The organism is Mesorhizobium sp. P3_A9 (genome assembly GCF_056402975.1).
Map to the genome: position 1 here is coordinate 1 of NZ_JBFUGJ010000047.1, position 21,343 is coordinate 21,343.

Annotated in this window: 17 protein-coding genes; 8 read left to right on the top strand and 9 right to left on the bottom strand. The window is 63.4% G+C overall.

The genetic code is table 11. The annotated features are described in order from the left end of the window. Positions 1–157: 157 nt before the first annotated feature. The 7 genes from AC1DX0_RS10175 to AC1DX0_RS10205 all read right to left on the bottom strand — a co-directional run bounded on the left by AC1DX0_RS10175 (position 158) and on the right by AC1DX0_RS10205 (position 9,828). The gene (locus AC1DX0_RS10175) at positions 158–889 is read right to left on the bottom strand and encodes a LamB/YcsF family protein (protein WP_477224165.1); all 732 of its coding nucleotides are present in this window, start codon (positions 887–889) and stop codon (positions 158–160) included. 11 nt (positions 890–900) lie between these two features. Continuing rightward, positions 901–3,249 (bottom strand): xanthine dehydrogenase family protein molybdopterin-binding subunit, encoded by a 2,349-nt coding sequence (locus AC1DX0_RS10180; RefSeq protein ID WP_477355218.1) that lies wholly within the window; start codon positions 3,247–3,249, stop codon positions 901–903. Next, positions 3,242–3,739, bottom strand: coding sequence for a (2Fe-2S)-binding protein (locus AC1DX0_RS10185; RefSeq protein ID WP_477224167.1), 498 nt, complete (start codon positions 3,737–3,739; stop codon positions 3,242–3,244). Before AC1DX0_RS10185 ends, AC1DX0_RS10180 begins: the two co-directional genes overlap by 8 nt. After that, a complete protein-coding gene (locus AC1DX0_RS10190; RefSeq protein WP_477224168.1) occupies positions 3,736–4,587 on the bottom strand; it encodes an FAD binding domain-containing protein in 852 nt (283 codons plus the stop codon). The genes AC1DX0_RS10185 and AC1DX0_RS10190 overlap by 4 nt, the downstream gene beginning before the upstream one ends. A 157-nt stretch (positions 4,588–4,744) precedes the next feature. Continuing rightward, on the bottom strand, positions 4,745–6,712 hold the full coding sequence (locus AC1DX0_RS10195) for a hydantoinase B/oxoprolinase family protein (protein WP_477224169.1): 1,968 nt from the start codon (positions 6,710–6,712) through the stop codon (positions 4,745–4,747). A gap of 3 nt (positions 6,713–6,715) precedes the next feature. Next, a complete protein-coding gene (locus tag AC1DX0_RS10200) occupies positions 6,716–8,743 on the bottom strand; it encodes a hydantoinase/oxoprolinase family protein (protein WP_477355221.1) in 2,028 nt (675 codons plus the stop codon). Positions 8,744–8,847: 104 nt separating this feature from the next. Then, complete coding sequence (locus AC1DX0_RS10205) at positions 8,848–9,828, bottom strand: AraC-like ligand-binding domain-containing protein (RefSeq protein ID WP_477224171.1); 981 nt, start codon at positions 9,826–9,828, stop codon at positions 8,848–8,850. A 363-nt stretch (positions 9,829–10,191) separates the two neighbouring features. On the opposite strand from AC1DX0_RS10205, the gene AC1DX0_RS10210 reads away from it, so the two are divergent. From AC1DX0_RS10210 to fabG, 5 genes are all read left to right on the top strand, one after another. Continuing rightward, complete coding sequence (locus tag AC1DX0_RS10210; RefSeq protein WP_477224172.1) at positions 10,192–12,462, top strand: propanediol/glycerol family dehydratase large subunit; 2,271 nt, start codon at positions 10,192–10,194, stop codon at positions 12,460–12,462. Beyond that, positions 12,459–12,878, top strand: coding sequence for a diol dehydratase small subunit (locus AC1DX0_RS10215; RefSeq protein ID WP_064992266.1), 420 nt, complete (start codon positions 12,459–12,461; stop codon positions 12,876–12,878). The genes AC1DX0_RS10210 and AC1DX0_RS10215 overlap by 4 nt, the downstream gene beginning before the upstream one ends. 9 nt (positions 12,879–12,887) lie before the next feature. Next, on the top strand, positions 12,888–13,586 hold the full coding sequence (locus tag AC1DX0_RS10220; RefSeq protein ID WP_477224173.1) for a cysteine hydrolase family protein: 699 nt from the start codon (positions 12,888–12,890) through the stop codon (positions 13,584–13,586). Between the two features lie 98 nt (positions 13,587–13,684). Further along, a complete protein-coding gene (locus AC1DX0_RS10225) occupies positions 13,685–15,211 on the top strand; it encodes an APC family permease (protein WP_477224174.1) in 1,527 nt (508 codons plus the stop codon). A 186-nt stretch (positions 15,212–15,397) separates the two neighbouring features. Next, on the top strand, positions 15,398–16,162 hold the full coding sequence (gene fabG / locus AC1DX0_RS10230) for a 3-oxoacyl-ACP reductase FabG (RefSeq protein WP_477224175.1): 765 nt from the start codon (positions 15,398–15,400) through the stop codon (positions 16,160–16,162). Between the two features lie 13 nt (positions 16,163–16,175). Here the strand turns inward: fabG and AC1DX0_RS10235 are convergent, their stop codons facing one another. Beyond that, a complete protein-coding gene (locus tag AC1DX0_RS10235) occupies positions 16,176–17,186 on the bottom strand; it encodes a phosphotransferase enzyme family protein (protein WP_477355223.1) in 1,011 nt (336 codons plus the stop codon). A gap of 117 nt (positions 17,187–17,303) precedes the next feature. Then, on the bottom strand, positions 17,304–18,587 hold the full coding sequence (locus AC1DX0_RS10240; RefSeq protein WP_477224177.1) for a class-III pyridoxal-phosphate-dependent aminotransferase: 1,284 nt from the start codon (positions 18,585–18,587) through the stop codon (positions 17,304–17,306). A gap of 102 nt (positions 18,588–18,689) precedes the next feature. On the opposite strand from AC1DX0_RS10240, the gene AC1DX0_RS10245 reads away from it, so the two are divergent. The 3 genes from AC1DX0_RS10245 (at position 18,690) to AC1DX0_RS10255 (ending at position 21,340) form a co-directional block, all read left to right on the top strand. Continuing rightward, entirely contained in the window at positions 18,690–19,451 is a 762-nt protein-coding gene (locus AC1DX0_RS10245) for an SDR family NAD(P)-dependent oxidoreductase (RefSeq protein ID WP_477224178.1), read from the top strand. A gap of 350 nt (positions 19,452–19,801) precedes the next feature. Next, positions 19,802–20,164 carry a DUF3088 domain-containing protein gene (locus AC1DX0_RS10250; RefSeq protein WP_477224179.1) on the top strand — a complete coding sequence of 121 codons (363 nt, stop codon included), beginning with the start codon at positions 19,802–19,804 and terminating at the stop codon, positions 20,162–20,164. A 189-nt stretch (positions 20,165–20,353) separates the two neighbouring features. Continuing rightward, positions 20,354–21,340, top strand: coding sequence for an MsnO8 family LLM class oxidoreductase (locus AC1DX0_RS10255; RefSeq protein ID WP_477224180.1), 987 nt, complete (start codon positions 20,354–20,356; stop codon positions 21,338–21,340). Positions 21,341–21,343: the final 3 nt, after the last annotated feature.

A 21,343-nucleotide genomic window follows, 5' to 3' on the forward strand; every position in this document is an offset into this window, starting at 1 on the left:
GTGTAGGGGTGCATGGTGGTGGCGATGTCGGCGGCGGCGAGAGAGTTGGAAAGCGCGTCCATGGAAGTCCTCAGCGGCTCGTGGAAATGGTTCGGGTTGTAGGCTCGAGATCGTCCTCGATCCCATGCATAGAGCCTTTACGATTCGGAAAAATGAATCATGGGAGGCTTTTGGAATGCGTGTCGATGATCCGCCGCATCAACGCGGCGACGTCGCGCGCATTCGGCGGATCGGAGTGGATGCAGACGGTGTCGAACTCGACTGGACGGACCGTGCCGGCTACCGTGACGAGTTCGCGTCGGGTAAGCGCTCCCACCATGCGGTGCTCGGCAAGCGTCAGGTCGATGGCCGACTGGACGCGCGGGATGATCAGGCTGCCGCCGGGAGCGTAGGCAAGATCGGGAAAGAACTCGCCCACGAAGGCGACGCCGAGTTCCGCTGCCGCCGCCTCGTGGAAGGTTCCCGCCATGCCGAAAAGCGGGACGCCGAACGGCTTGACCGCCGCGGCAATTGCCCGGGCGGTGTCCATGTCGTGCGCGGCCATGCCGTAGATGATGCCGTGCGGCTTGACGTGGCTGAGCCGTCCGCCCTCGGCGGCCAGTATCCCTGTCAGAGAGCCTATTTGGTAGAGGAAGGCGGCTGTCAGTTCCTCCGGCTGAAGTTTCATTTCGCGCCGGCCGAACCCCTCGCGATCGGGAAGGGAAGGATGCGCGCCGACCTGTTTGCCATGCGAGAGCGCGAGCCGCACGGTCTTCAGCATCGTCCATGGATCGGAGGCGTGGAAGCCGCAGGCGATGTTGGCGCAATCGATATGCGGCATGATGCCGGCATCGTCGCCGAAGCGCCAGTTGCCGTAGCTTTCCCCCATGTCGCAGTTCAGGGTGACCATGGTTTGGTGCCTCAGCTCAGAGTGTTTGCTGCCCAGCCGGGGGCGATGTGCGGGAATTCCGGCGGTGGTTCGTGCTCGTGCAGCAGTCGAAGCACGCGCGGCGGCATCAGCGGCAGTTGCCGCACCGGCTTGCCGATGGCGCGTGCCACCGCGCAGCCGATCGCCGCGCCCACGGCCAGGATGGGCACCTCGCCCGCGCCCTTGGTGCCGAGCGGCCCCATCGACGGTGCACCCTCATAGAGGTCGGCGGCGACCGGGATCACGTCCTGCGCCAGCGGCAGGCGATAGGTCTCGAAATCGTCCTGCGCGATGCGTCCGTCGGCGGTGATCGTCACCTCCTCATGCAAGGCGTAGCCGAGACCCTGCACGACCCCGCCCTGTATCTGGCCCATGACCGCGCGCGGGTTTAGCGCACGGCCGACATCCTGCACCACGCGATAGGCCAGAACCTCGACATGGCCGGTGTCCGGGTCAACCGCCACCTCGGCCTCGTGCACGACGAAGACGGGGATGTCGAGCGCATCGATGAAATGCCCCATGGCGCAGCCCGCCATGGCCGGCGTGTTCCTGGCCGTAAAGGCTCCGCTTCCGGTGATCGGGCCGGTGGTTGCCTGCGCATGGGCGACGACAGCGGGGATCGACATGCCGGAACCGGGACGTTCCGCGATCTCGACACGCCCCTCCCGCAGTACCAAATCTTCCGGTCGGGTCTGGAGCATCTCGCCGGCGGTCCGCAACAACTTCTCGCGCACCTCCGCGCAGGCGGCCACACTTGCCGCGCCAATGGACACTGTGGTCCGTCCGCCGCCAACGCCGACATCGAGACCGGCGGCATCCGTATCGGCTTCGCGCACGATCACCTGGTCGGGAGCAAGGCCGAGCTGCCCGGCCACGATCTGCGGCAGGGATTGCACCATCGTGCCGGAACCAATCTCCACACCCGACGTGACCAGTGTTGCACTGCCGTCGGCGTTCAAATTCACCGTCGCCGCCGAAGGCCCGACGAAAACGAACCATGTGCCGACCGTGGTCGCAATTCCATAGAGCCTGCCGTCGGCCTTGGCCTCCGATGTGCCGGTACTGGCGCGCAACGTCTCCATGCGATCGAGCATCGGACCCAGCACGTCGGCCTCGAAAACCTGGCCAGTGGCGCCGAGATCGCCATCTCCCAGGACATTTTTCTTCCGAAACTCCATCGGGTCGAAACCCAGCGCATCGCAGATTTCGTCGGTATGTCGCTCCAACGCGAATGTGTTGTAGACGCCGTTGCAAGCGCGGAAAGCACCATTGGGTGGCGTGTTGGTGTATACGGCGCGGCTGACGAGCCGCGTGGCGCCAACCTTGTAATTGCCGCCCAGCGTATGCGCCGTCATCGTCGTCAGGAAGACCTGTTCGCCGCCATACGCACCGCAGTCCATCAGCACGACCGCCTCGCGTCCGGCGATGTATCCTTCGGCGGTGACAGCGGAGCGAATGCGGATTTCCGCATTCTCGCGGCAGAGGCAGGTTGCCATCTCTTCCTGCCGGGTGTTTTCCAGGACCACCGTGCGCCCGGTCATCCGCGCCAGAAGTGCCGTGATCGGCTCGATGGACGCATCGAATTTCAGGCCGAACCCGCCACCGACAGGCGGCACGGTGACCCGCACACGCCCGGGCGCAAGCTGYATGACCCTTCCGGTGACGTTGCGCACGGTCCAGGGCACCTGCGTCGAGGTCTGGATATGAGCACGGCCATCCTCCCAGGAGCCGATGGCAACGCGCGGTTCGAAGGGCACGTGGCTCTGCCGGCCGACGGTGAAGCTGCTCTCGACAATGCGTATATCGGGTCGGGCGAAGGCAGCATCGACGTCGCCGCGACTGGATTTTGCCTCCCATGCGATGTTGCCGGCACGTGCACCACCTTCCGTGAGCACCTCATAGCCGCGCCAGCCCTCGTGAACGAGGCGGGCGGCGGGCCGGAGCGCATCGGCCATGGTGAGCACCGGTGCCAGCGGCTCGACCTCGAGCATGATGGCGGCAAGTGCCGCCCGCGCCTGCTTATCCGTCTCGGCAGCGATGACGGCGATTGGCTCGCCGTGATAGCGGATCGTGTCGATGGCCAGGAGCGGATGGTCGGCGATGCCGATGCCGTAGAGGCCTGGCGCATCGGCGCCGGTCGCCACCGCGCGCACGCCAGGATAGCGAAGTGCCGCCGAAACGTCGAGCTTGAGGATACGCCCCGCAGGAACGGTCGACCGCAGCAGCACGGCATGTAACATGTCGGGGCGAACTCGGTCGTTGGTGTATTTCGTGCGCCCGCGCAGCTTGTCCTGCGCATCGCGGCGGGGAAGATTCATCACCGTGGCGGACAGCTCAGACATTGATGCCTCCCACCAACTGGCCGGTCTTGCGCGCCTGGTCGAGGCAGTCGGCCACGGCGTCGACGATCCGCTCATATCCGGTGCAGCGGCAGATGTTGCCGACCATCGCGGCCTTGATTTCAGGCCGGCTCGCATGCGGATTGTCGCGCACGAACGCCGAAAGGCTCATGACCATTCCAGGAAAACACATGCCGCATTGCACGGCATCGGCGGCCTCGAAATTGGCCTGGAGCGGGTGCAGCGCCTGGTTTCCGGAACTCAATCCCTCGATGGTCGTCACCGCGCATCCCTGGACCAGGCCAACCGGCTTCAAACAGGACGGCACCGCTTCGTCGTCGACATGCACCGTGCAGGCGCCGCAGAAGCCTTCGCGGCACACGGCCTTGGTCCCGGTCAGGAATTGGTCCCGCCGCAGGATGTCGACGAGCGGCGTCATCGGATCGCCATGAAAGCGGCAGTCCTCGCCATTCAACTGGAATGTCACAATCATGCCAGGCCCTCGGTCCTGAGAAGTGCGGCAACGCCGCGCTTGACCAGCGGCGGAAGAACCTGGCGCCGGTACCAACCCTCGGCTTCCCTGCCGTCGCGGCCCTGAAAATCATTGTGCTCCAGTGCAAGCTCGGCGGCGCGTTGCGGATCGAGCTCGGAGGCAGGGTCCGCCCCCATGGCCTGTTCGAGCGCCGTCCAGCGCCGCGCTACAGGCTCCACCGAACCGACGGCAATGCGACACCGCTTGTTTCTGTCCACCGCGAGCGAGACGATGGCGACCGGGTAGTCGCCGGCTTTCCGAAGCGGCAGGCGGATATGCGCACTTGCGATCAGGTCGCGGCGCAGATGAATTCTCGTCACGATCGCTTCGGTCAGCAACGTGTGCCTGTCTTTGAGGAAATCCGAAATACCGAGAAGTTTTGGACCTTCGAACGTCTCCAGCTCCACCGTCGCCTCACAGGCGAGAAGCGCGGGGGCGAGATCGGCGGCGGCAAAGTCGAGGGCACAGAGGTTGCCGCCCACGGTGGCAACCCTTCGGATGCCGGGATTGGCCGCACCCTGCGCCGCCGCAAGCAGACCTTCGAAGCCCGCTGCCCCATGCAACGCGCGGCCAAGTGCTGCGTGGGTAACAGCGGCACCGATGACGACATGGTCCGGTTCGATTTCGACCTTGGACAAGGCCGGTATTCGGTGGAGTGCGACCACCGCCTCGGGGAGGTCGACCCCGCGCCGGGGATCACGCATCATCCAGGTGCCGCCGGCAAGCACCGCAGCACCTTGCCGGCGTGCAGCCAATGCCTCTTCAAGTGTGCTGGCCGCGGTGAACGATCGTTCCACGCCTGGTGCCATCTGTCATACCCCTCGGAAGCAGCCAACTTTCGCGGCGCTCCAACATTGTTGCTCCAGCTTCAAGCTCCTGTGAAATAGTAATTCTTTGAATATCGTATCGAAAAAACAGATAGCTCCATGCAAGCGCCCGCAAGGTTTGCGGCGCGCTCGTTAGCGCTCAGACCCAGCGGGCGACGGTCCGTTTCTCAAAGCTCTCACGGAACTGGGCGGTGGTTTTGGGAAGCAGTTCGCCGGTCTCCCAGTCGAGGATCACGGCATAGTGCCGAACCGCATCGAGCGTATCGATCTCACCGGAGCGGAATTTGCGCGCGACCTCCTCGGGATCCATGCGTGCCCAGCCCTTCCGTTTCGACCGGATGTCGGCACGGCAGGCTTCGGTCGCCGTCTCGTCGATTTCGTACTGGCACAGGTCGCGGTCGATTTCGTGGATCACCACGCCGTAGTCGGTCTTGGCTCGCTCCAGGGAAACGTAGTCGTCGATGACGTCCTCCATCACCTTGCGGGGCTCTCGCTCGAGTGGATCGCCGAAACCGCCGCCGCCGGCCGTCGGACGAGCGAACTGGTCGCCTGTGTGGACGGGGTAATCGGAGAACACGGAGCCGAGCCAGATCTCGGTCCCCTCTCCGGCGCGTTTCATGGTCAAGCCGTGGGGCATCGACGGCAGTCCCCCTTCGACACCCCAGACGACAGCGCGCTCGCGGTCGCAAATATAGGACATGACGGCATTTTCGGCCTCGAGCAACAACGAGGTCTTCTGCACGCCGACGCCGCCCCGCCATTTGCCGGGACCGGCTGAATCCTGCTTGATCTGAAACTCGATCGTCCGCGTGGGATTGACCCGCTCGTTGCCTTCGTTCGGCTGCGACATCAGCCCCGTTCCGAAGCAGGCGGTGGTGACATCGGCGCCATCCTTGCCGTTGCGCCCGCCCCAGCCGCCAGGCAGCCATTCGTAGAACATGAAGATCGGCTTTTCGGGTTTGCGCGCGTCCCGTCCCCCGGCCAGCAGATATTCGAGGTTGAAGGCGCAGGCGATGGCGCGTTCTGGCATGATCTTCGACCACATCTCGAAGATCGCGTTCATGATCTTTTCGAACGGCATCAGGAACCCGGTCACCGCCACCGGCCATTCCGCGCTGACGACGCTGTTCTTCGGCGCGGTCACCTCGATCATCCGGTAAAACCCGCTGTTGAGCGGGAGGTCCGGGAAGAAGGTCTTCATGCCGGCGACCACGGCCGAGAAAGTCGCGCCCGGCGCGGAATTGTACATCGAGGCGATGGTCGAATGGCTTCCCGTAAAATCGTAGTGGATCGTGTCGCCCTTGATCGTCATCTTGATGCGGATCGGGATCATGCCCTCGCCGGCTCCGAGATCGCGGTCGATATAGTCGACCGTCTCCCAGGTGCCGTCGGGCAGCTCCGCGAGGCGCTTTCGCACGGCGCGTTCGACGTAGTCCTGAACCTCCTCCATGCCGCGCACCACCTGGCCGCGCCCGTACTTCTTGACCAGCCGCAGCAGTTCGCGCTCGGCCGCGTGCGTCGCCTGCGCCTGGGAATGGATGTCGCCAATGATCGAAGCCGGATCGCGCGTGTTGGCGGCGATCATGTTGGCGACGTCGGAGCAGAAGCGGCCGCGCTGGAAAAGACGCAGCGGCGTGATCCGCAGGCCTTCGCGGAACATGTCGCGGGCAGTGACGTCGAAGGAACCCGGCACGGAGCCGCCGAGATCCGACCAGTGGCCGTTCGACTGGGAGAAGCCGATCAGCTTGTCTTCGTCGAAGATCGGCCGGACGAGCCGCACGTCGCTGAAATGCGTACCGCCGGCATAAGGATCGTTGATTGCGTAGACGTCGCCGGGCGCCATATCGCCTTCGAAGACCCGGATCACCTCCTTGCACGTGTTGTGCAGTGTGCCGACATGGACCGCGATGTCATAGTTGCCCTGGGCAACGGAGTTGCCATCGGCGTCGTGGAGGGCGTTCGAAAAGTCTCGGTTGTAGATGACGAAGGAATAGCAGGTGCGAAGCATCTGTTCGGCCATCTGGTCGACGGTGGTGATGAAGGAGTTCTTCAGCACCTCGAACGTTACGGGGTCGAGGCCAGGGCTCGTTTCAATCAGCTTTGTCATGTCTCAGCCTTTCGTCACGATGAGAATGTTCAGGAAGCCGTCGACGGTGGCGCTCATTCCCGGCGGAACCACGGTGGTGGAATCGAACTGTTCGACGATGGCAGGTCCTGTGAAGGCAGCGCCGGCGCTGAGTTGGTCGCGTTCATAGACAGCCGCGTCATGAGAGACGCCGTCGAACCAGACGCCGCGGCGGCCGAGCGGCTTGGGCACATGAGGCAAGACTTCGTGCCGCGGTATCTCGGCTTTCGGGACGATGCCGATCGCCTTGACCGCGATGCGGAAGATCGACACCGGCGCCTCTTCGCGGCGGTAGTTGAACTCGCGTTCGTGTTCGTTGTGGAATGCCTCGATCAGCGAGCAGATGCTCTCGATGCGCGCCGGCGCTGACACCGCAAGCGAGCGCCACTGGCCCTGATACATCATCTCGACCGTACGCTGCAGCGCCATGTCTTCCTGCGCTACGCCCTCATGGGTCAAGCGCTCGACGGCCTGTTTTTCCATCGAGACAAACGCCGACTGCATCTCGTCTGGCGAGACAGTCGAAGCATCGGCCATGAAGCTTTCGGAGAAATCGTGTTGCACGTCGACGAGAAGGCAACCGAGCGCGGAGGTGACGCCGGGATTGGGCGGCACGATCACGGTTGGAATCGAAAGCTCCTTGGCCACGGCCGCTCCGTGCAAAGCGCCTGCACCACCGAATGCGACGAGTGCGAAGTCGCGCGGGTCATAGCCTCGGCTGATAGAGAGAAGCCGGACGGCATTGCCCATATTGGCGTTGGCGACGGCGATGATCGCCTCGGCCGCCTGGTGGAGCTCCATGCCGAAGGGTGCCGCCACCGTCTCCTGCACCGCCTGGGCGGCCAGGGCTGGGTCGAGTGTGATCTTGCCGCCCGCTAGACTGGTACCGAGACGGCCGAGCACGACATTGGCATCGGTGTTGGTGGCAATGCGGTTGCCATTCTTGTAGCAGGCCGGGCCTGGAAAGGCGCCAGCGGACTGCGGTCCGTTGCGCAGGCTGCCGCCCTCGTCCTGCCATGCCAACGACCCGCCGCCGGCGCCGATGGTCAGCACTTCGATGGAGGGGAAGCGGATCGGATATCCGAATTYGATGTACCAGTCTTTTGTGATGCGCGACTCCCCGTTCCATGCGAGCGAGACGTCGGTGCTGGTGCCGCCCATGTCGAAGCCGATCGAATTCGGGAAGCCACAGAGATTTCCGATGAAGCGGCTTGCTATCGCGCCGGCGGCGATGCCCGATCCCGCGAGCCGGGCCGAGAAATCCTTGACGCTCGCGGGTGTCATGACCCCGCCACCGCTGTGCAGCAGCAGGAGATCTCGCTTGTATCCGGCCGCGGCAAGCTTTTCTCCTAGACGCGACACGTAGTCGACGACGACCGGGGCACAGACGGCGTTGGCCATGGTGGTGGAAAACCGTTCGTGCTCGAAGATTTCCGGCATCACCTCCGAGGAGATCGAGACCGGCAGATCCGGCATTGCCTCCTTCAGGATCTCACGCATGCGGCGCTCATTGGCGCCGTTGACATAGGAGTTCATGAAGCAGACGGCGATGGACTTGACCTGGCGTTTCTTGAGAATGTCCGCGACGCGGCGCGCAGCCTCTTCGTCCAGCGCTTCCAGGATCGTGCCCTCGGCACTGACCCGTTCCCGGACGGTCAGCCGGTCGCGGCGCGGGATATAGGGCTTGGCGACATCCTTGTAGGTGTCCCAGAGATCTTCCTTGTTGGCGCGGCGGATCTCGACAACGTCACGGAAACCCTCGGTGCAGACCATAGCGGTGCGTGGCAGGCGGCGGGTGATCAGCGCATTGGTGGCGACCGTCGTGCCATGAGAGAACATGGTCACCTGCGAAAGATCGATGCGGCCCTGCTCCACGCCATTCATAATGGCCTGCATGGGATCGTCAGGCGTGGACGCGGTCTTTTCGATACGGATCGCGCCGCTGTCTTCGTCCATGATGCAGATGTCGGTGAAGGTCCCTCCGACATCGACGGCAACTCTAATTCGGCTCATGACAGTTCCTTCGCAAGGTCTTGCGGGCAAAGCCCCGCCTTCGCCGCCCCCTTGCCGGGGTGACGTCGCAATGAATGGTGGAATTGGCCCGGATTTCGTCGGGTCTAGTGCCGCTCTCTCGAGGTCGACGCGCGGCCCGCCCGGCTCGCTGCTTCGCGACGTGTATCCGTCGGTGCGCAGCCGAACCGCGTCCGGTAGTGCTTGCAGAACTGGGACTGGTCGGCGAAGCCCCAGCGGTAAGCGATCTCGGCAACGCTGCTGATGTTGGTCACCGACATCAGTTCCTCGGCGCACAGTTCAAGCCGGGCGTCGCGGATGAAGCCGTTGATCGACTGGTTGCTGTCCTGAAAAAGAACCTGCAGGTAACGGAGCGAGATGCCGCAGGCATCAGCCACCGCCTGCGGGCCGAGGCCGGAAGTCTTCAAATTGTCGCGAATATACTGCTCGGCGCGATGCAGATGGCCGGCCCGGATCGACGAGATGCTGCTGTCCAGCACGCGATCGTCGCTCACGATCGACAGGCACAGCATTTCCAGGATGTGCCTGCCCATCATCTCACGAGCGACTTCCGTGATCTCATCGAGATGGCCGATCGTGGTTCGCACCGTGTCGAGGAAGAGCGCGGCGATGCCTTGGGTCGCGTCGAAACTGAGCGCACTGAGCCGTTCGGCGGATCCGATCCGTGCCCGAACGCTCGATGACGGCACCTTCAGGACCCACAGCGCGTTTGGCTTGCCGTGCCAGAATTCGTAAGGTGCATCTCCCCTCTCGACGAGAAAGCCCCCCGGGCTGCAATTGACGGTTCTCGACCCTTGCGAGAAATTCACCTCGCTCATCTCCGGGATGGTGATGAGCAGGCTGGCGTCACGCTCGTTGAGGAAATGGCGGCGATGGCGGCGATAGCTTACGGCATCGCAGCGCATTTTAGACACACTGACGAGCCCGAGAGAGAAGGTTTCCAGCGTGCCTGAAAATTCGCGACGGTTGCGATACTCGGTGTCGAGCGGAAAATAGGCTTCGGTAACAGCGGCTTGCCAGGCATCACCACCTGCGGGACCGCCGATCGTATCGACGACGTATTTCATTCCCCGACCTTTCTGGTTGGCCCGGTTAGCCCGGTGTTTTTCTGGAGATTACAGGAATCCACCGGCGCGTATTGGTCAAAAACGAATAAACTTATGTGGTTGTTTGGCGGCTGGCTCGCTTTCCCATGCCGTCGCGCCTGGTCATGGACGAGCAAAACAGGATGCCGGCAACGGTGGCGGTCGTCGAGCCGACCGGCTCGAGACGCTGGTGATCGTGCGCTTGGCGGACGATGAAATCGCCGTGGTGTTTCTCGACCGCATTTCCTTGTGGCCGGGTGCAGACCCTTCGGCGACGCTCGATCCAGACCATTGTGTGGCGAGCGGGCATTCACTAGTCTTTCTGCCGGGTCGAGGATCGCACGCATGACGCCGAAACTGAACCGCTGGAAGCGCTTCGCCGACTGGGACGAGCGGCCGTTGCGGCTGGACAAGTTCGCGGTGGAAGACGCCGCCAACGGCTTCTCCGCCTTCTCCAGCCCGGCCGACCCCAAACCTGGCATCGGCATCAGCGGCGGGCGCGTCGTGTCCCTCGATGGGGTGCTCGAACACGACTACGACATGATCGACCGCTTCATCGCCCGCCATCACATCGATCCGGACATAGCGCCCGAAGCGATGGCGCTGGACTCGGCGACCGTCGCGCGCTGGCTGGTCGACATGAACGTGCCGCGCGAAGCGCTGGTGCGGCTCGCCCATGGCATGACGCCCGCGAAACTCGCCGAGGTGGTGTCGCAGCTCAACGCGTTGGAGATCGCCTTCGCCTATTCGAAGATGCGGGCACGCAAGACGCCGGGCAACCAGGCGCATGTAACCAAYGCCAAGGACGACCCGCTGCAGCTCGCCGCGGATGCCGCAACTGCCGTCGCCTTCGGCTTCGACGAGATCGAGACAACGATGCGCGTGTCGCGCAACGCCTGGTCCAACGCCGTGGCGTGTGCGGTGGGCGGCGCCGTCGGCCGCTGGGGAACGCTGTTCCAGTGCTCCAGCGAGGAAGCGGAAGAGCTGCGCATCGCCATGGCCGGCTTTACCTCCTACGCCGAAACCGTTTCTGTCTACGGCACCGAGAAATCGTTCACCGATGGCGACGACACGCCGTGGTCCAAGGCATTTCTCGCCGCCGCCTATGCCTCGCGCGGCGTCAAGATGCGCTGCACGTCGGGCGCTGGCTCCGAATTGCTGATGGGCTTCCATGAAGCAAAATCGCTGCTTTACCTTGAGGCGCGCTGCCTCTGCCTGCAGCGCGGCATGGGCGTGCAGGGCACGCAGAATGGCGGCATCGACGGAGCGCCGTTGACCGCCACTATTCCCGGCGGTGTCCGCGAGTTGATGGCCGAGAACCTCATCGCCGTCTGGCTCGATCTCGAATGCGCATCGGGCAATGACGCGCGCTCCACCGAATCTGAAATTCGTGTCGGCGCCAAGATCCTTCCCTACCTGATCGCCGGCTCGGACCTGATCTGTTCCGGGATGGGATCGATCCTGAAATACGACAATTCGTTCAACCCTTCGCTGATCAACGGCGAGGAGCTGGAAGACTATCTGGTGCTGCAGCGCGATTTCGAGGCCGATGGCGGGCTGACGCCGCTGCCAGAGTCACGCGCGATCGAGCTGCGCGAGCGGGCGGTGGAGGCGATCGCCGCCGTGTTCGAGGAGCTCGGCCTGTCAACGCCGACCGAGGACATGAAGACCAGTGTGGTCTACGCTTCCGGCTCCGACGATACGCGCAGCCTGATGCCGCGCGACGTGTCCTTCATCAGTGAGGCCATCAAGGAGCGCGGCATCACCGTGATCGACGTGGTCAAGGCGCTGGCCAACCGCGGCTTCCGCGAAGAGGCTGAGAACCTGCTGAACGTGGTGAAGCTGCGCCTTTCCGGCGACTATCTCCAGACCTCGGCGATGATCCGCAACGGGCGGATCGTCAGCGCGGTGAACGATCCGAACGACTATCTCGGTCCCGGTTCCGGCTATCGCGTGTCCGAAGAACGGCGCCTGCAGCTCAACGACATCCGCGACGTGCTGGATCAGAAGGAAGTGCTGCGTTCCGAAGCCCTGCACGAGAAGGACGAAGCAAGGCACATCCGCTATCGCAACCTTGGGCCGGCAGCCAGCGGGTCGGCAAAGGACGACGTCGTCATCGGCATCAGCCCGGCCTTTGGGCTAAAGCTTTACCGGACGACGGCCGGACATCGGCTGTCCGAGGTGCTTGGCGCCATGCTTGATGCAATCCGTGCACGCGGGCTCAAGGCGCGCGTCGTTCGCTTCCGCCACACCGCCGACACCTCCTTTCTCGGTCTGTCCGCCGCCCGGCTTGCCGGCAGCGGTATCGGCATCGGCATCCAGGCCAAGGGCACGGCCGTTATCCATCAGCGCGACCGCCAGCCGCACAACAATCTGGAACTGTTTTCCAATGCGCCGATCACCAGGCTCGAGCACTATCGTGCGCTGGGCGCCAATGCGGCCGCCTATGCGCTGGGTGAAATGCCGGAGCCTATCGTGGTGCCGCAGCGGGGCGAGGCCATGGGTTCGCGCTACCACGCCCGCGTCGCCCTCATCTACGCCATCGAAACCGGGCTGACCGAGGCCGGTGCGGCGCCCGAAGAGGTCGACATCACCCTGACGGGAGCGAAATCGTGACCCATACGCGCGCCGACTATCCGCTCGCCGAAACCCAGCCCGGCGCCGTGACCGGCAAGCACGGCAAGGCGCTTCCGGAGATCACGCTGGATGCGGTGCTTGCCGGCGAGGTGACGATGGAAGACCTTCGCATCACACCGCAGGCGCTGCAGGCCCAGGCCGACGTGGCGCGCGATGTCGGGCGGCCGACGCTGGCCCTCAACTTCGAGCGCGGGGCGGAGCTGGTAGAGGTGCCTCAGGATTTCATCATGCAGGTCTACGAACTGCTGCGCCCGGGCCGCGCCAAGTCCAAGGAAGAATTGCTCGAGGCCGCCGCCACGATGCGCGAGACCTACCAGGCCGAACGCATCGCCCGTTTCATCGAGGAAGCCGCCGAGACTTATGCGGCGCGCGGCCTTTTCACGTTCCGCTTCTGAAAGGACCGCATGGGCTGGAAAACCGGATTCCGTTCGCTCTACTACCTCGGCGCACCCGAGCCGGATGATCCGGTGCTGGTGCCGGCACAAACCGCCATCCTGGTCATCGACGTTCAAAACACCTACCTGGAACGACCGGATCGCGCGTCGCTTTCGCCGCAGGAACAGCACCGCTACGATCTGTGGACGCCGTTCCACGAGCGCATGCACGGCACGGTCATACCGAACACGGCAAGATTGCTGGAGTTGGCACGGCAAAATGGCATCGAATGCCTTTTTGCCCGCATCGCCTGCCACACCAGGGACGGGCGCGACCGCTCGCTCTCCCAGAAAATGCCGGGCTGGAACAATCTGCTGCTGCCAAAGAACGATGCGCCGTCGCAGCTCGTTGCCGAACTTCAGCCGGCCGGCGACGAAATCGTGGTGACCAAGACCACCGATTCCGCGCTGACGGGAACAAATCTGCGCCTGATCCTTCACAATCTCGGCATCAGGAATGTCATCTGCTGCGGCATCTTCACGGACCAGTGCGTGTCCTCGACGGTGCGCAGCCTGGCGGATGAGAGCTATGCGGTCATTGTACTTGAGGATTGCTGCGCGGCGGCGACCGAAGAGCTTCATCGCAAGGAGCTCGAAATCATCAACATGATCTACTGCCACGTGATGTCGAGCGGCGAGCTTGGCAAAATCATGGCCTTGGCAAAGTGACGCAGCGTCCGTAGTGTCATGGCTGCACTCGCAGGCCGGGACACATCGGCCGCCACGTGCGGGGACCAAATACAGCTGTCACGAATGGAGAGGGCTTCATGGCCATAGAAACTGCACGCGGGACGATCGACGTCTCGAAGAGTAACAGCATCAATCTTTTGCACTCAAAGGCCGTGGGGCTCGCCGGAGTGCTCTTTCTGGCCGTCACCGGCGCGGCGCCAATGTCGGCGATGCTGGGCAATGTCCCGTTCGCGGCAGGCTACGGCATCGGCAAATACACGCCGGCCGCCTTCCTGATGGCGACGATCGTGCTGACCATCTTCTCGGTCGGCTATGCGGCGATGGCATCGCGCGTGTCGTCCGTCGGCGGCTTCTACGCCTTCATCAGCCAGGGGCTCGGCCGTGAGGTCGGCATGTCGGCGGGCATTGGCTCGCTCGCCTGCTACTCGCTGTTCGAAGCTTCGCTGACGGGGCTGTTCGCATTTTTCGGCAATCTGTGGCTTTCCCAGCATTTCGGCATCAACGTGCCGTGGATCGTCCTTGCGCTCGGCATGATCGTGGTCATCGCTGCACTCGCCTACCGCGACGTGAAAGTGTCCGCACGGCTGCTCGGCATCGCCCTCATTCTTGAAGTGATCATGCTGGTGATCTTCTCGCTGGGCGTGCTTTTCGCTCATGGCGGGACGAATTTTTCCGGTGACTCGCTGAACGTGTTCAAGGTGTTTACGCCTGTCACCGAGCAGAAGGTCGGCGATGTGGCCATACCCGCTGGCGAGGCGGCTGTCGGCATCTTCATGGCGTTCTGGTCGTGGGTCGGCTTCGAAATGGCGCCGAACTATGCCGAGGAATCCCGCGATCCGAAGCGTATCATTCCGCAATCGCTGCTGATTTCGGTGATTGGCCTGGGCTTGTTCTACACCTTCGTCAGCTGGTGCGCGGTGGCGTCCTATCCCACCGAGGCCGACATGGTGGCCAAGGCATTCTCGGACGGGGTGAACTTCTTCCTGACACCGGTTCAGAATTTTGTCGGCGGCTGGGGCTACCAGCTGATGTCGCTGCTCATCCTGACCAGTTCCTTCGCCTGCGGCATGGCCTTCCACAACACCGCTTCCCGCTATCTGTACTCGCTGGCGCGCGAAGGCGTCCTGCCACAGGCAATCGCCGAGACGCATGACCACCACAAGAGCCCACACAAGGCATCGGCGCTGCAGTCGGTGCTGGCGGCGATATGGGTGCTGCTCTACGGCCTGGCCTACGGCTTCGACGATCCGTCGGGACAGGCCTGGCTTGGCGTCTATACGCTGTTTGCGGTGCTTGGCACCGGACTGCTGCTGGTGCTGCAGGCCGTTGTCTCGCTGGCGATCTACATGTGGTTCAAGAAGAATGGCGGCGGCAGCCTGCTGACGACGGTTATCGCGCCGTTGATCTCGCTGGTTGTCCAGCTGGTCCTCGTCTACACGCTGGTGGCCAACCTCGCGACGCTCGGCGGCACCAATGGCTTCGCCAGGAGCATCCCCTATGTCGGGCTTGCGATCCTGATCGTCGGCCTGATCTGGGGCTTCGTGCTGAAGTCCGCCAACCCCAAGGCATACGACAACATCGGTCACATGGTGAACGAAGGCTAATGCATGTCGCCCAAAAGTGGCCCCCGGTTTTGGGGGGAACGACATGCATAAGAACAATGACCTAAAGCGCATCGCATGAATCCAACCAAACGCGATGCGCTTTAGGGCGCACATCGCCCTGGCATCCTTTTCGGCAACGGGGACGGGGTATCACTCTGTCCCCGTCTCATTTTGGAGCTTCAGATCATGACCCAGTCTTTGAAGGGTCGGTCCGTTGTCGTTACCGGCGGATCGAAAGGCATCGGCAAGGGCATAGCGCGGGTGTTCGCGCTATCGGGCGCCAAGGTCGCCATCATCGCACGCCATCTCGACCAGGCCGAAGCCGCTGCCGCCGAGATCGGCCACGGCGCCTTCGGCGTGGTTGGCGACGTCACGTCGCTCGCCAGCATCGAGAGCGCCTTTGCGACAGTGGCCGCAAGAAACGGCAGCATCGACGTGTTGTGCGCCAATGCCGGAATTTTTCCGCAGGCGCGGCTCGAAGACATGAGCTCGGAACAATGGGACGAGGTTGTCGACACCAACCTCAAGGGCACCTTCCACGCGGTCAAGGCGGCGGTTGCCTATCTCAAGAAATCCGACCAGGGCCGCATCGTGCTGACCTCGTCGATCACCGGCCCGGTCACCGGTTTTCCCGGCTGGTCGCACTACGGCGCCACCAAGGCGGGGCAGCTCGGCTTCATGCGCACGGCCTGCATCGAGCTGGCGAAATACGGCATCACCGTCAACGCCGTCATGCCGGGCAACATCGTCACCGAGGGGCTTGCCGGCCTGGGCGAGGACTACCAGAAGACCATGGCCGCCTCGATCCCGCTCAAGCGGCTCGGAACCGTGGAGGACATCGGCTACGCCGCGCTCTACTTTGCGTCGAAGGAAGCAGCTTACGTGACCGGACAGACGATCATCGTCGACGGCGGCCAGATCCTGCCGGAGAGCCTCGAGGCGCTGGCCTGATGATGGCGCCCGCCTAGGAAAACTTGTTCAGATAGGCCTCGCACAGCCCGACCGTTCCCTCTGTGTAGGGCAGGCCCATCGACCTGGCGAGGTCCGTCTCCGCATGGGAGCCGATCCACGCAACCAGGAGCAGGCGGCGCAGCATCACGAAGGTCGGGATCTCGTCCTCGTCCGCCTTGGGCAGGTCAAGCACGCGGCGATAGCCGGTCGTCCATGAGCGGATAAGATCGGCTGCCTGCGGCTCGTGCTCGTAAAACGAGATCGGCGTCGCGGCGTCGTACATATACCAGCCGAAGCCGCAATCGTCGAAGTCGATAACCTTCACCGTCTTGCCGTCGATCAAGAGGTTGGCAAGCCGCAGGTCGCAATGAATAAGGCCGAAGCGGTCATGGCCCTTGCCGAAGGCGGCGAGCCTGCGGCCGATCAGCTCCGCGGTGTGGCCAAAGAGCCTGGCTTTCGCGGCGTCGACGCCCATGCCGTCACGCCAGCGTCCCCAGTGCGGGCTCTCCTCACCGAGGCTTGTCTCGAAATCCCACACCGGTYGGCTGAACCAGGAAGGGCGCCGCCACTGCCGGGTATGGAGGTGCATGCGGGCCGTCACCTCGCCCAGCACCTCGAAAGGCTCGCCAAGCGCCTCGCCTATGCCCGGCTCCGCACCGGTCTCCCATTGCGACAACACCACATTGCGGGGCTGCGCCAGCCTGGCATGGCCGACACGCTGGATCTGCTCRCCGTCCTTGCCCGCCACCGGCACGGGTGTGGGGACGATCCCGGTTTGGCGCAGATCGGTAAGCCAGGCCAGTTCGGACTGGATGGCGGTCCTCGAATGGTAGCCGTCGCGATGGATGCGCAGCGCCCAGCGCCGGCCGTCGGGAGCCGCAACCTTGTAGGTCGCGTTCTCCGACAGGTTGATCATCGCGACGGAAACGTCCGCCGGCAGATCGTAACGGGCGGTGGCTGCCTCCGCCGTCTCCTGCAGGATGCCGAGTTGCTGGTCATGGGTGAGCGCATCGAAATCCGTCACTGTCCGTCCTGCCCGATCATTGTGCCCATGTCCCCTGCCCGAACCCGCCCGATTCCGGCAAGTCCAGCCGCCAGCTCGAGCKGGACGCCCGGCAGTTTCAACCAGCTTTGAGCCATGTCAACTCGCCTTGCCCGCCTGATGCAGCAGTTCGCGGGCGCGCGGCATTGCCGCGTCGAAACGATCCATGATGTCCTGGCAGGTTTCACGATCCAGAAGCACGCCTGGCTTCCACTGCAACACCCGCTTGTCGAGCGACGAGAAGATCGCCCAGACGCCGTGCTCGTAGAGTGCGCGCGACACGAAGACGGCACCTTCCGGGTGATTGCTGAATTCCAGGCCGAGGATCACGCCTTTCTGGCGCACCCCGGTGAAGATGTCGCCGTGGCGAACCAGCATCTCGCGCATGGCCTGCGCCATGAACTCGGTCACCGTGCCGACATTGGCCACCAGTTCAGGCCGCTGCAGCATCTCGATGACCTTGTGGGCAACGACACAGCCGAGCTCGGCCCCGCCGGTGGTCGAGATGTGGGCCGCCCCATCCTCGTGGAGCCAGCCACCGGCCTTGTCATTCACCAGCGTCGCGCTGATCGGATAAAGACCGCCGGACAGTCCCTTTGCGGTCACCATGATGTCCGGCTGGATCCCATAGGCCTGCCAGCCCCACATGCTGCCGGTCCGCATCAGGCCGGTCTGGACCTCGTCGGCGATGTACATCGCGCCATGCTTTTCGCACAGTGCCTTGCAGGCGCTGAGATAGCCGTCCTTCGGCATCGGGAAGCCGTAGGTGGCGGGGATCGTCTCCATGATCAACGCCGCGACGTCTTCGCCCTTGAGCGCCTGCTCCATGGCGTCGATATCGTTGAAGGGCACCTGGATGAACGTTTCCGGCTGGTCGGAAAGAAAGATCTTGGTGAAGCGATCGTCGCCGGTCGCCACAGCGAGCCCCGAATGCCCGTGATAACCCTTGATGATCGACACGATCTTGCGCCGCTTGGTGGCATAGCGAGCGCTCTTGATGGCGATGTCCACCGCCTCGGCGCCGCCCGGCGCGAAGATCGCATATTTCATTCCCGGTGAGACATTGACGAGGGATTCGGCCAGCGCCGTCCGCGCCACGGAGGGAAACCAGTGGTTGCCGATATCGAAATAATCGAGCGCGCTCTTCAGCGTCTCGACCAGTTCCGGATTGCGGTGGCCGAGATTGTAGGTGCCGCCATTGAGGTGGAGGTCGATCAGGCGGCGTCCCGACACGTCGTAGAGGAAGTAACCTTCCCGCCTGCCGATCACCAGATCGATGCCGGCTTTCTGCCAGAACCTGGTCTTGTCGGGATTCCAGAAACGGATTGCCTTGTCGAAAAAATCCTGCTTCGACTCGAATTCGAAGGGGCCGAACTCGTACATGCCTGTCTTTTCCCCAGAGGTTGATCGGTGCGCAACAAGGCTGGCGAGGCTCGTCCGCCGGATGATGCAGGATTACGAGGCGGTAAGAAAGGGTGGAGAGAGATGATCCTGAAGGACAGGGCCGCGATCGTCACCGGGGCGGGATCGGGCATCGGCAGGGCGGCAGCGCTGATCATCGCGCGCGAGGGTGCGGTGGTCGGTGTGGCGGACCGCAGCGCCGACGGCGCCAACGCGACCGTCGACCAGATTGTTGCTGCCGGTGGCCGGGCGAAAGCGCTTGTGTTCGACCTGACTGACGATCAGGCGCTTGAAGCCGCTTTCCGCGATTTCATCGACACACAAGGCAGGATCGACATCCTGCACAATCATGCCGGCGTGCAGGTCGAGGGTGACGTGCTCGGTGTGAGCATCAAAGGCTTCGACACGTCCTGGACGCTCAATGTGCGGGCTCACTTCCTCGGTGCCCGCATCGTCTTGCCGTTCATGAAAAAGGTGGGTCGCGGGGTCATCCTCAACACGTCGTCGAGTTCCGGCGTGCTCTACGACCGCGAGATGATCGCCTATACGACGACCAAGCACGCGGTGATCGCGATGACCAGGCAGATGGCGGGCGACTATGGCCGCTTCGGCATTCGCGTCAACGCGCTTTGCCCCGGTTGGGTCGACACGCCCTTCAATGGCCCTTTCATCGCCCAGATGGGAGGCCGGGAAGCCATCGAAGCTTACATCCGCGAAAAAGTGCCGCTTGGCCGTTGGGCAAGCGTCGAGGAAATCGCGGAGGCAGTGCTGTTTCTGGTGTCCGACCGGTCCTCTTATATGACGGGCCAGATTCTGGTTATCGATGGAGGAGAGACGGTGATCTAGGTGGTTCAGGAGGTTGTCCACTAGGACCGGGCTGAGGCTTCAGCATAATGACCGATGAATCGAAGATCCCAAGTGTTTGATGCCAGGCATTGATGGATCATCGTTGCTGCCCGCATCAAGCCTGCAGTTCGTGGTGCTGAGGACGACGCGGCCGCACGATGGCTACATTTGCCTCCCAAGCCACGTCGACTGCATCAATTCCGACAGCAACTGCATTCGGAGCGGAAGCCGTTTAAGAGACAATTGTTGCTTCGCAAGGTGCGCCATTTGAAATCCTGGCCTTCGGCAATCCTCACCTATCGCAGTAGGTTACCGGTCATCTGACTATGGTGTCCGAAGTGGAAATGCCGTTGACCTCTACCGATCCCAACAAGCCCGTCCTTTTCCTGCTCTCCCCTGATTTCGAAGACGCCAAGTTCCCGGAGCAGCGATTCTTCTGTCGCCACTCCGCCCTGGTGGAAGGCGTGTTGGCCTCGTTTCCCAGGCTTGTCGATGCAATCGACATCCGACGGATCGCGTTCCCTCGGCCGCGCGCCGACGTGGTGGAGCTCGTCGGCGAAGCCAATCAGGGGCTCCCCGTACTCGTGCTGCCGTCGGGCGAGACCTCCCCTCACGCATCCGGCGAAGCCAATGGCCGCCAGTTCGTTTCCGGCGCCGAGCGGATCATCGATGCGCTGGTCGGGCATGGGCTGATCCCGCCGCCGCATCCGTGAAAGTTCGAGTGTCGATGCGAAACCCGCTCACAGGCCGGACATTCCAAAGCCGGTGCCCGATGAGAAAGGGTTTTTTCCTCAAGGGCCGAAACTCGGCATATAGTATATAAATTCTATAGACTATATGTACTACAATCTCTCCATGTGAAGACGTGGTCGCCACGCGGCCGAAGGTGGAGATGAGATCCCATGGCCTATGCGCTCAGCCTCCTCGACAAGAGCCCGCTCGCCCATGGAGAAAGCGCGACGGATGCGCTGAAACGAACCGTGGCGCTGGCACAGCTTGCCGAACGGCTCGGCTACCGCAGGTTCTGGGTGGCCGAGCACCACAATGTGCCTGAGCTCGCGAGTTCCTCGCCGGAGGTGCTGATCGCCTACCTGCTCGCCCACACCAGCCGGATCCGTATCGGTTCCGGCGGTGTCATGCTCCAGCACTACAGCCCCTACAAGGTCGCCGAGAACTTTCATCTGCTGGGGGCGCTGGCGCCCGGGCGGGTCGATCTCGGCATCGGCAAGGCGCCCGGTGGCCTGCCATTGTCGACACGCGCCCTGCAAGGCAAAAGTGACCCGTCGCACAGCCGGGATTTCGGCGAGCAGATCGCCGAGCTTAGCGCCTATCTCGACGGCGCCGGCCTGGTCGAGGGGCTGAGCGCCACGCCGCGTCCGCCGGTCGCGCCGCAGCGCTTCCTGCTCGGCGCCAGCGTCGAAAGCGCGCTGCTCGCAGCAGTGCATCAATGGGAGTTCGTCTTCGCCCGTCACCTCAATGGCGACGATGCCCTGCTCGACGACACGGTCGCGGCCTACCGGGCCCAAACCGGGCGCGCGCCGATCGTAGCTGTCTCGGTCATCGTCTCCGAATATGCCGGCGAGGCCGAGGCGCAGGCCGACAAGATCAAGCTGTTCAAGGTGCATGTCCCCGGCGCCCAGAGCGTCACCGTCGGCAGCGAGGAACAGGCAAAAGACTATGCGCGCCAGCTTGGCTCGGAAGAATACCGCATCGAGCCCAAGCAGCCGAGCGTGATTGCGGGAACACCTGACCAGGTCCGCTCCGAGCTCGACCGCCTGCACGCACGCTCCGGCACCAGCGAATTCATCGTCGAGCCGGCCGTCGGCGGCCTGTGGCGCCTTGCCACCGCCGAGATGCTGGCGCGCGAGCGGCCGGCGGCCGCGGCCTGAAAC

What these genes read in the sequence shown, in the direction of transcription:
- AC1DX0_RS10175 (WP_477224165.1), bottom strand. Translation starts at nt 889, where the DNA reads ATGGTCACCCTGAACTGCGACATGGGGGAAAGCTACGGCAACTGGCGC.
- AC1DX0_RS10185 (WP_477224167.1), bottom strand. Translation starts at nt 3,739, where the DNA reads ATGATTGTGACATTCCAGTTGAATGGCGAGGACTGCCGCTTTCATGGC.
- AC1DX0_RS10190 (WP_477224168.1), bottom strand. Translation starts at nt 4,587, where the DNA reads ATGGCACCAGGCGTGGAACGATCGTTCACCGCGGCCAGCACACTTGAA.
- AC1DX0_RS10195 (WP_477224169.1), bottom strand. Translation starts at nt 6,712, where the DNA reads ATGACAAAGCTGATTGAAACGAGCCCTGGCCTCGACCCCGTAACGTTC.
- AC1DX0_RS10205 (WP_477224171.1), bottom strand. Translation starts at nt 9,828, where the DNA reads ATGAAATACGTCGTCGATACGATCGGCGGTCCCGCAGGTGGTGATGCC.
- AC1DX0_RS10220 (WP_477224173.1), top strand. Translation starts at nt 12,888, where the DNA reads ATGGGCTGGAAAACCGGATTCCGTTCGCTCTACTACCTCGGCGCACCC.
- AC1DX0_RS10225 (WP_477224174.1), top strand. Translation starts at nt 13,685, where the DNA reads ATGGCCATAGAAACTGCACGCGGGACGATCGACGTCTCGAAGAGTAAC.
- fabG (WP_477224175.1), top strand. Translation starts at nt 15,398, where the DNA reads ATGACCCAGTCTTTGAAGGGTCGGTCCGTTGTCGTTACCGGCGGATCG.
- AC1DX0_RS10240 (WP_477224177.1), bottom strand. Translation starts at nt 18,587, where the DNA reads ATGTACGAGTTCGGCCCCTTCGAATTCGAGTCGAAGCAGGATTTTTTC.
- AC1DX0_RS10245 (WP_477224178.1), top strand. Translation starts at nt 18,690, where the DNA reads ATGATCCTGAAGGACAGGGCCGCGATCGTCACCGGGGCGGGATCGGGC.
- AC1DX0_RS10255 (WP_477224180.1), top strand. Translation starts at nt 20,354, where the DNA reads ATGGCCTATGCGCTCAGCCTCCTCGACAAGAGCCCGCTCGCCCATGGA.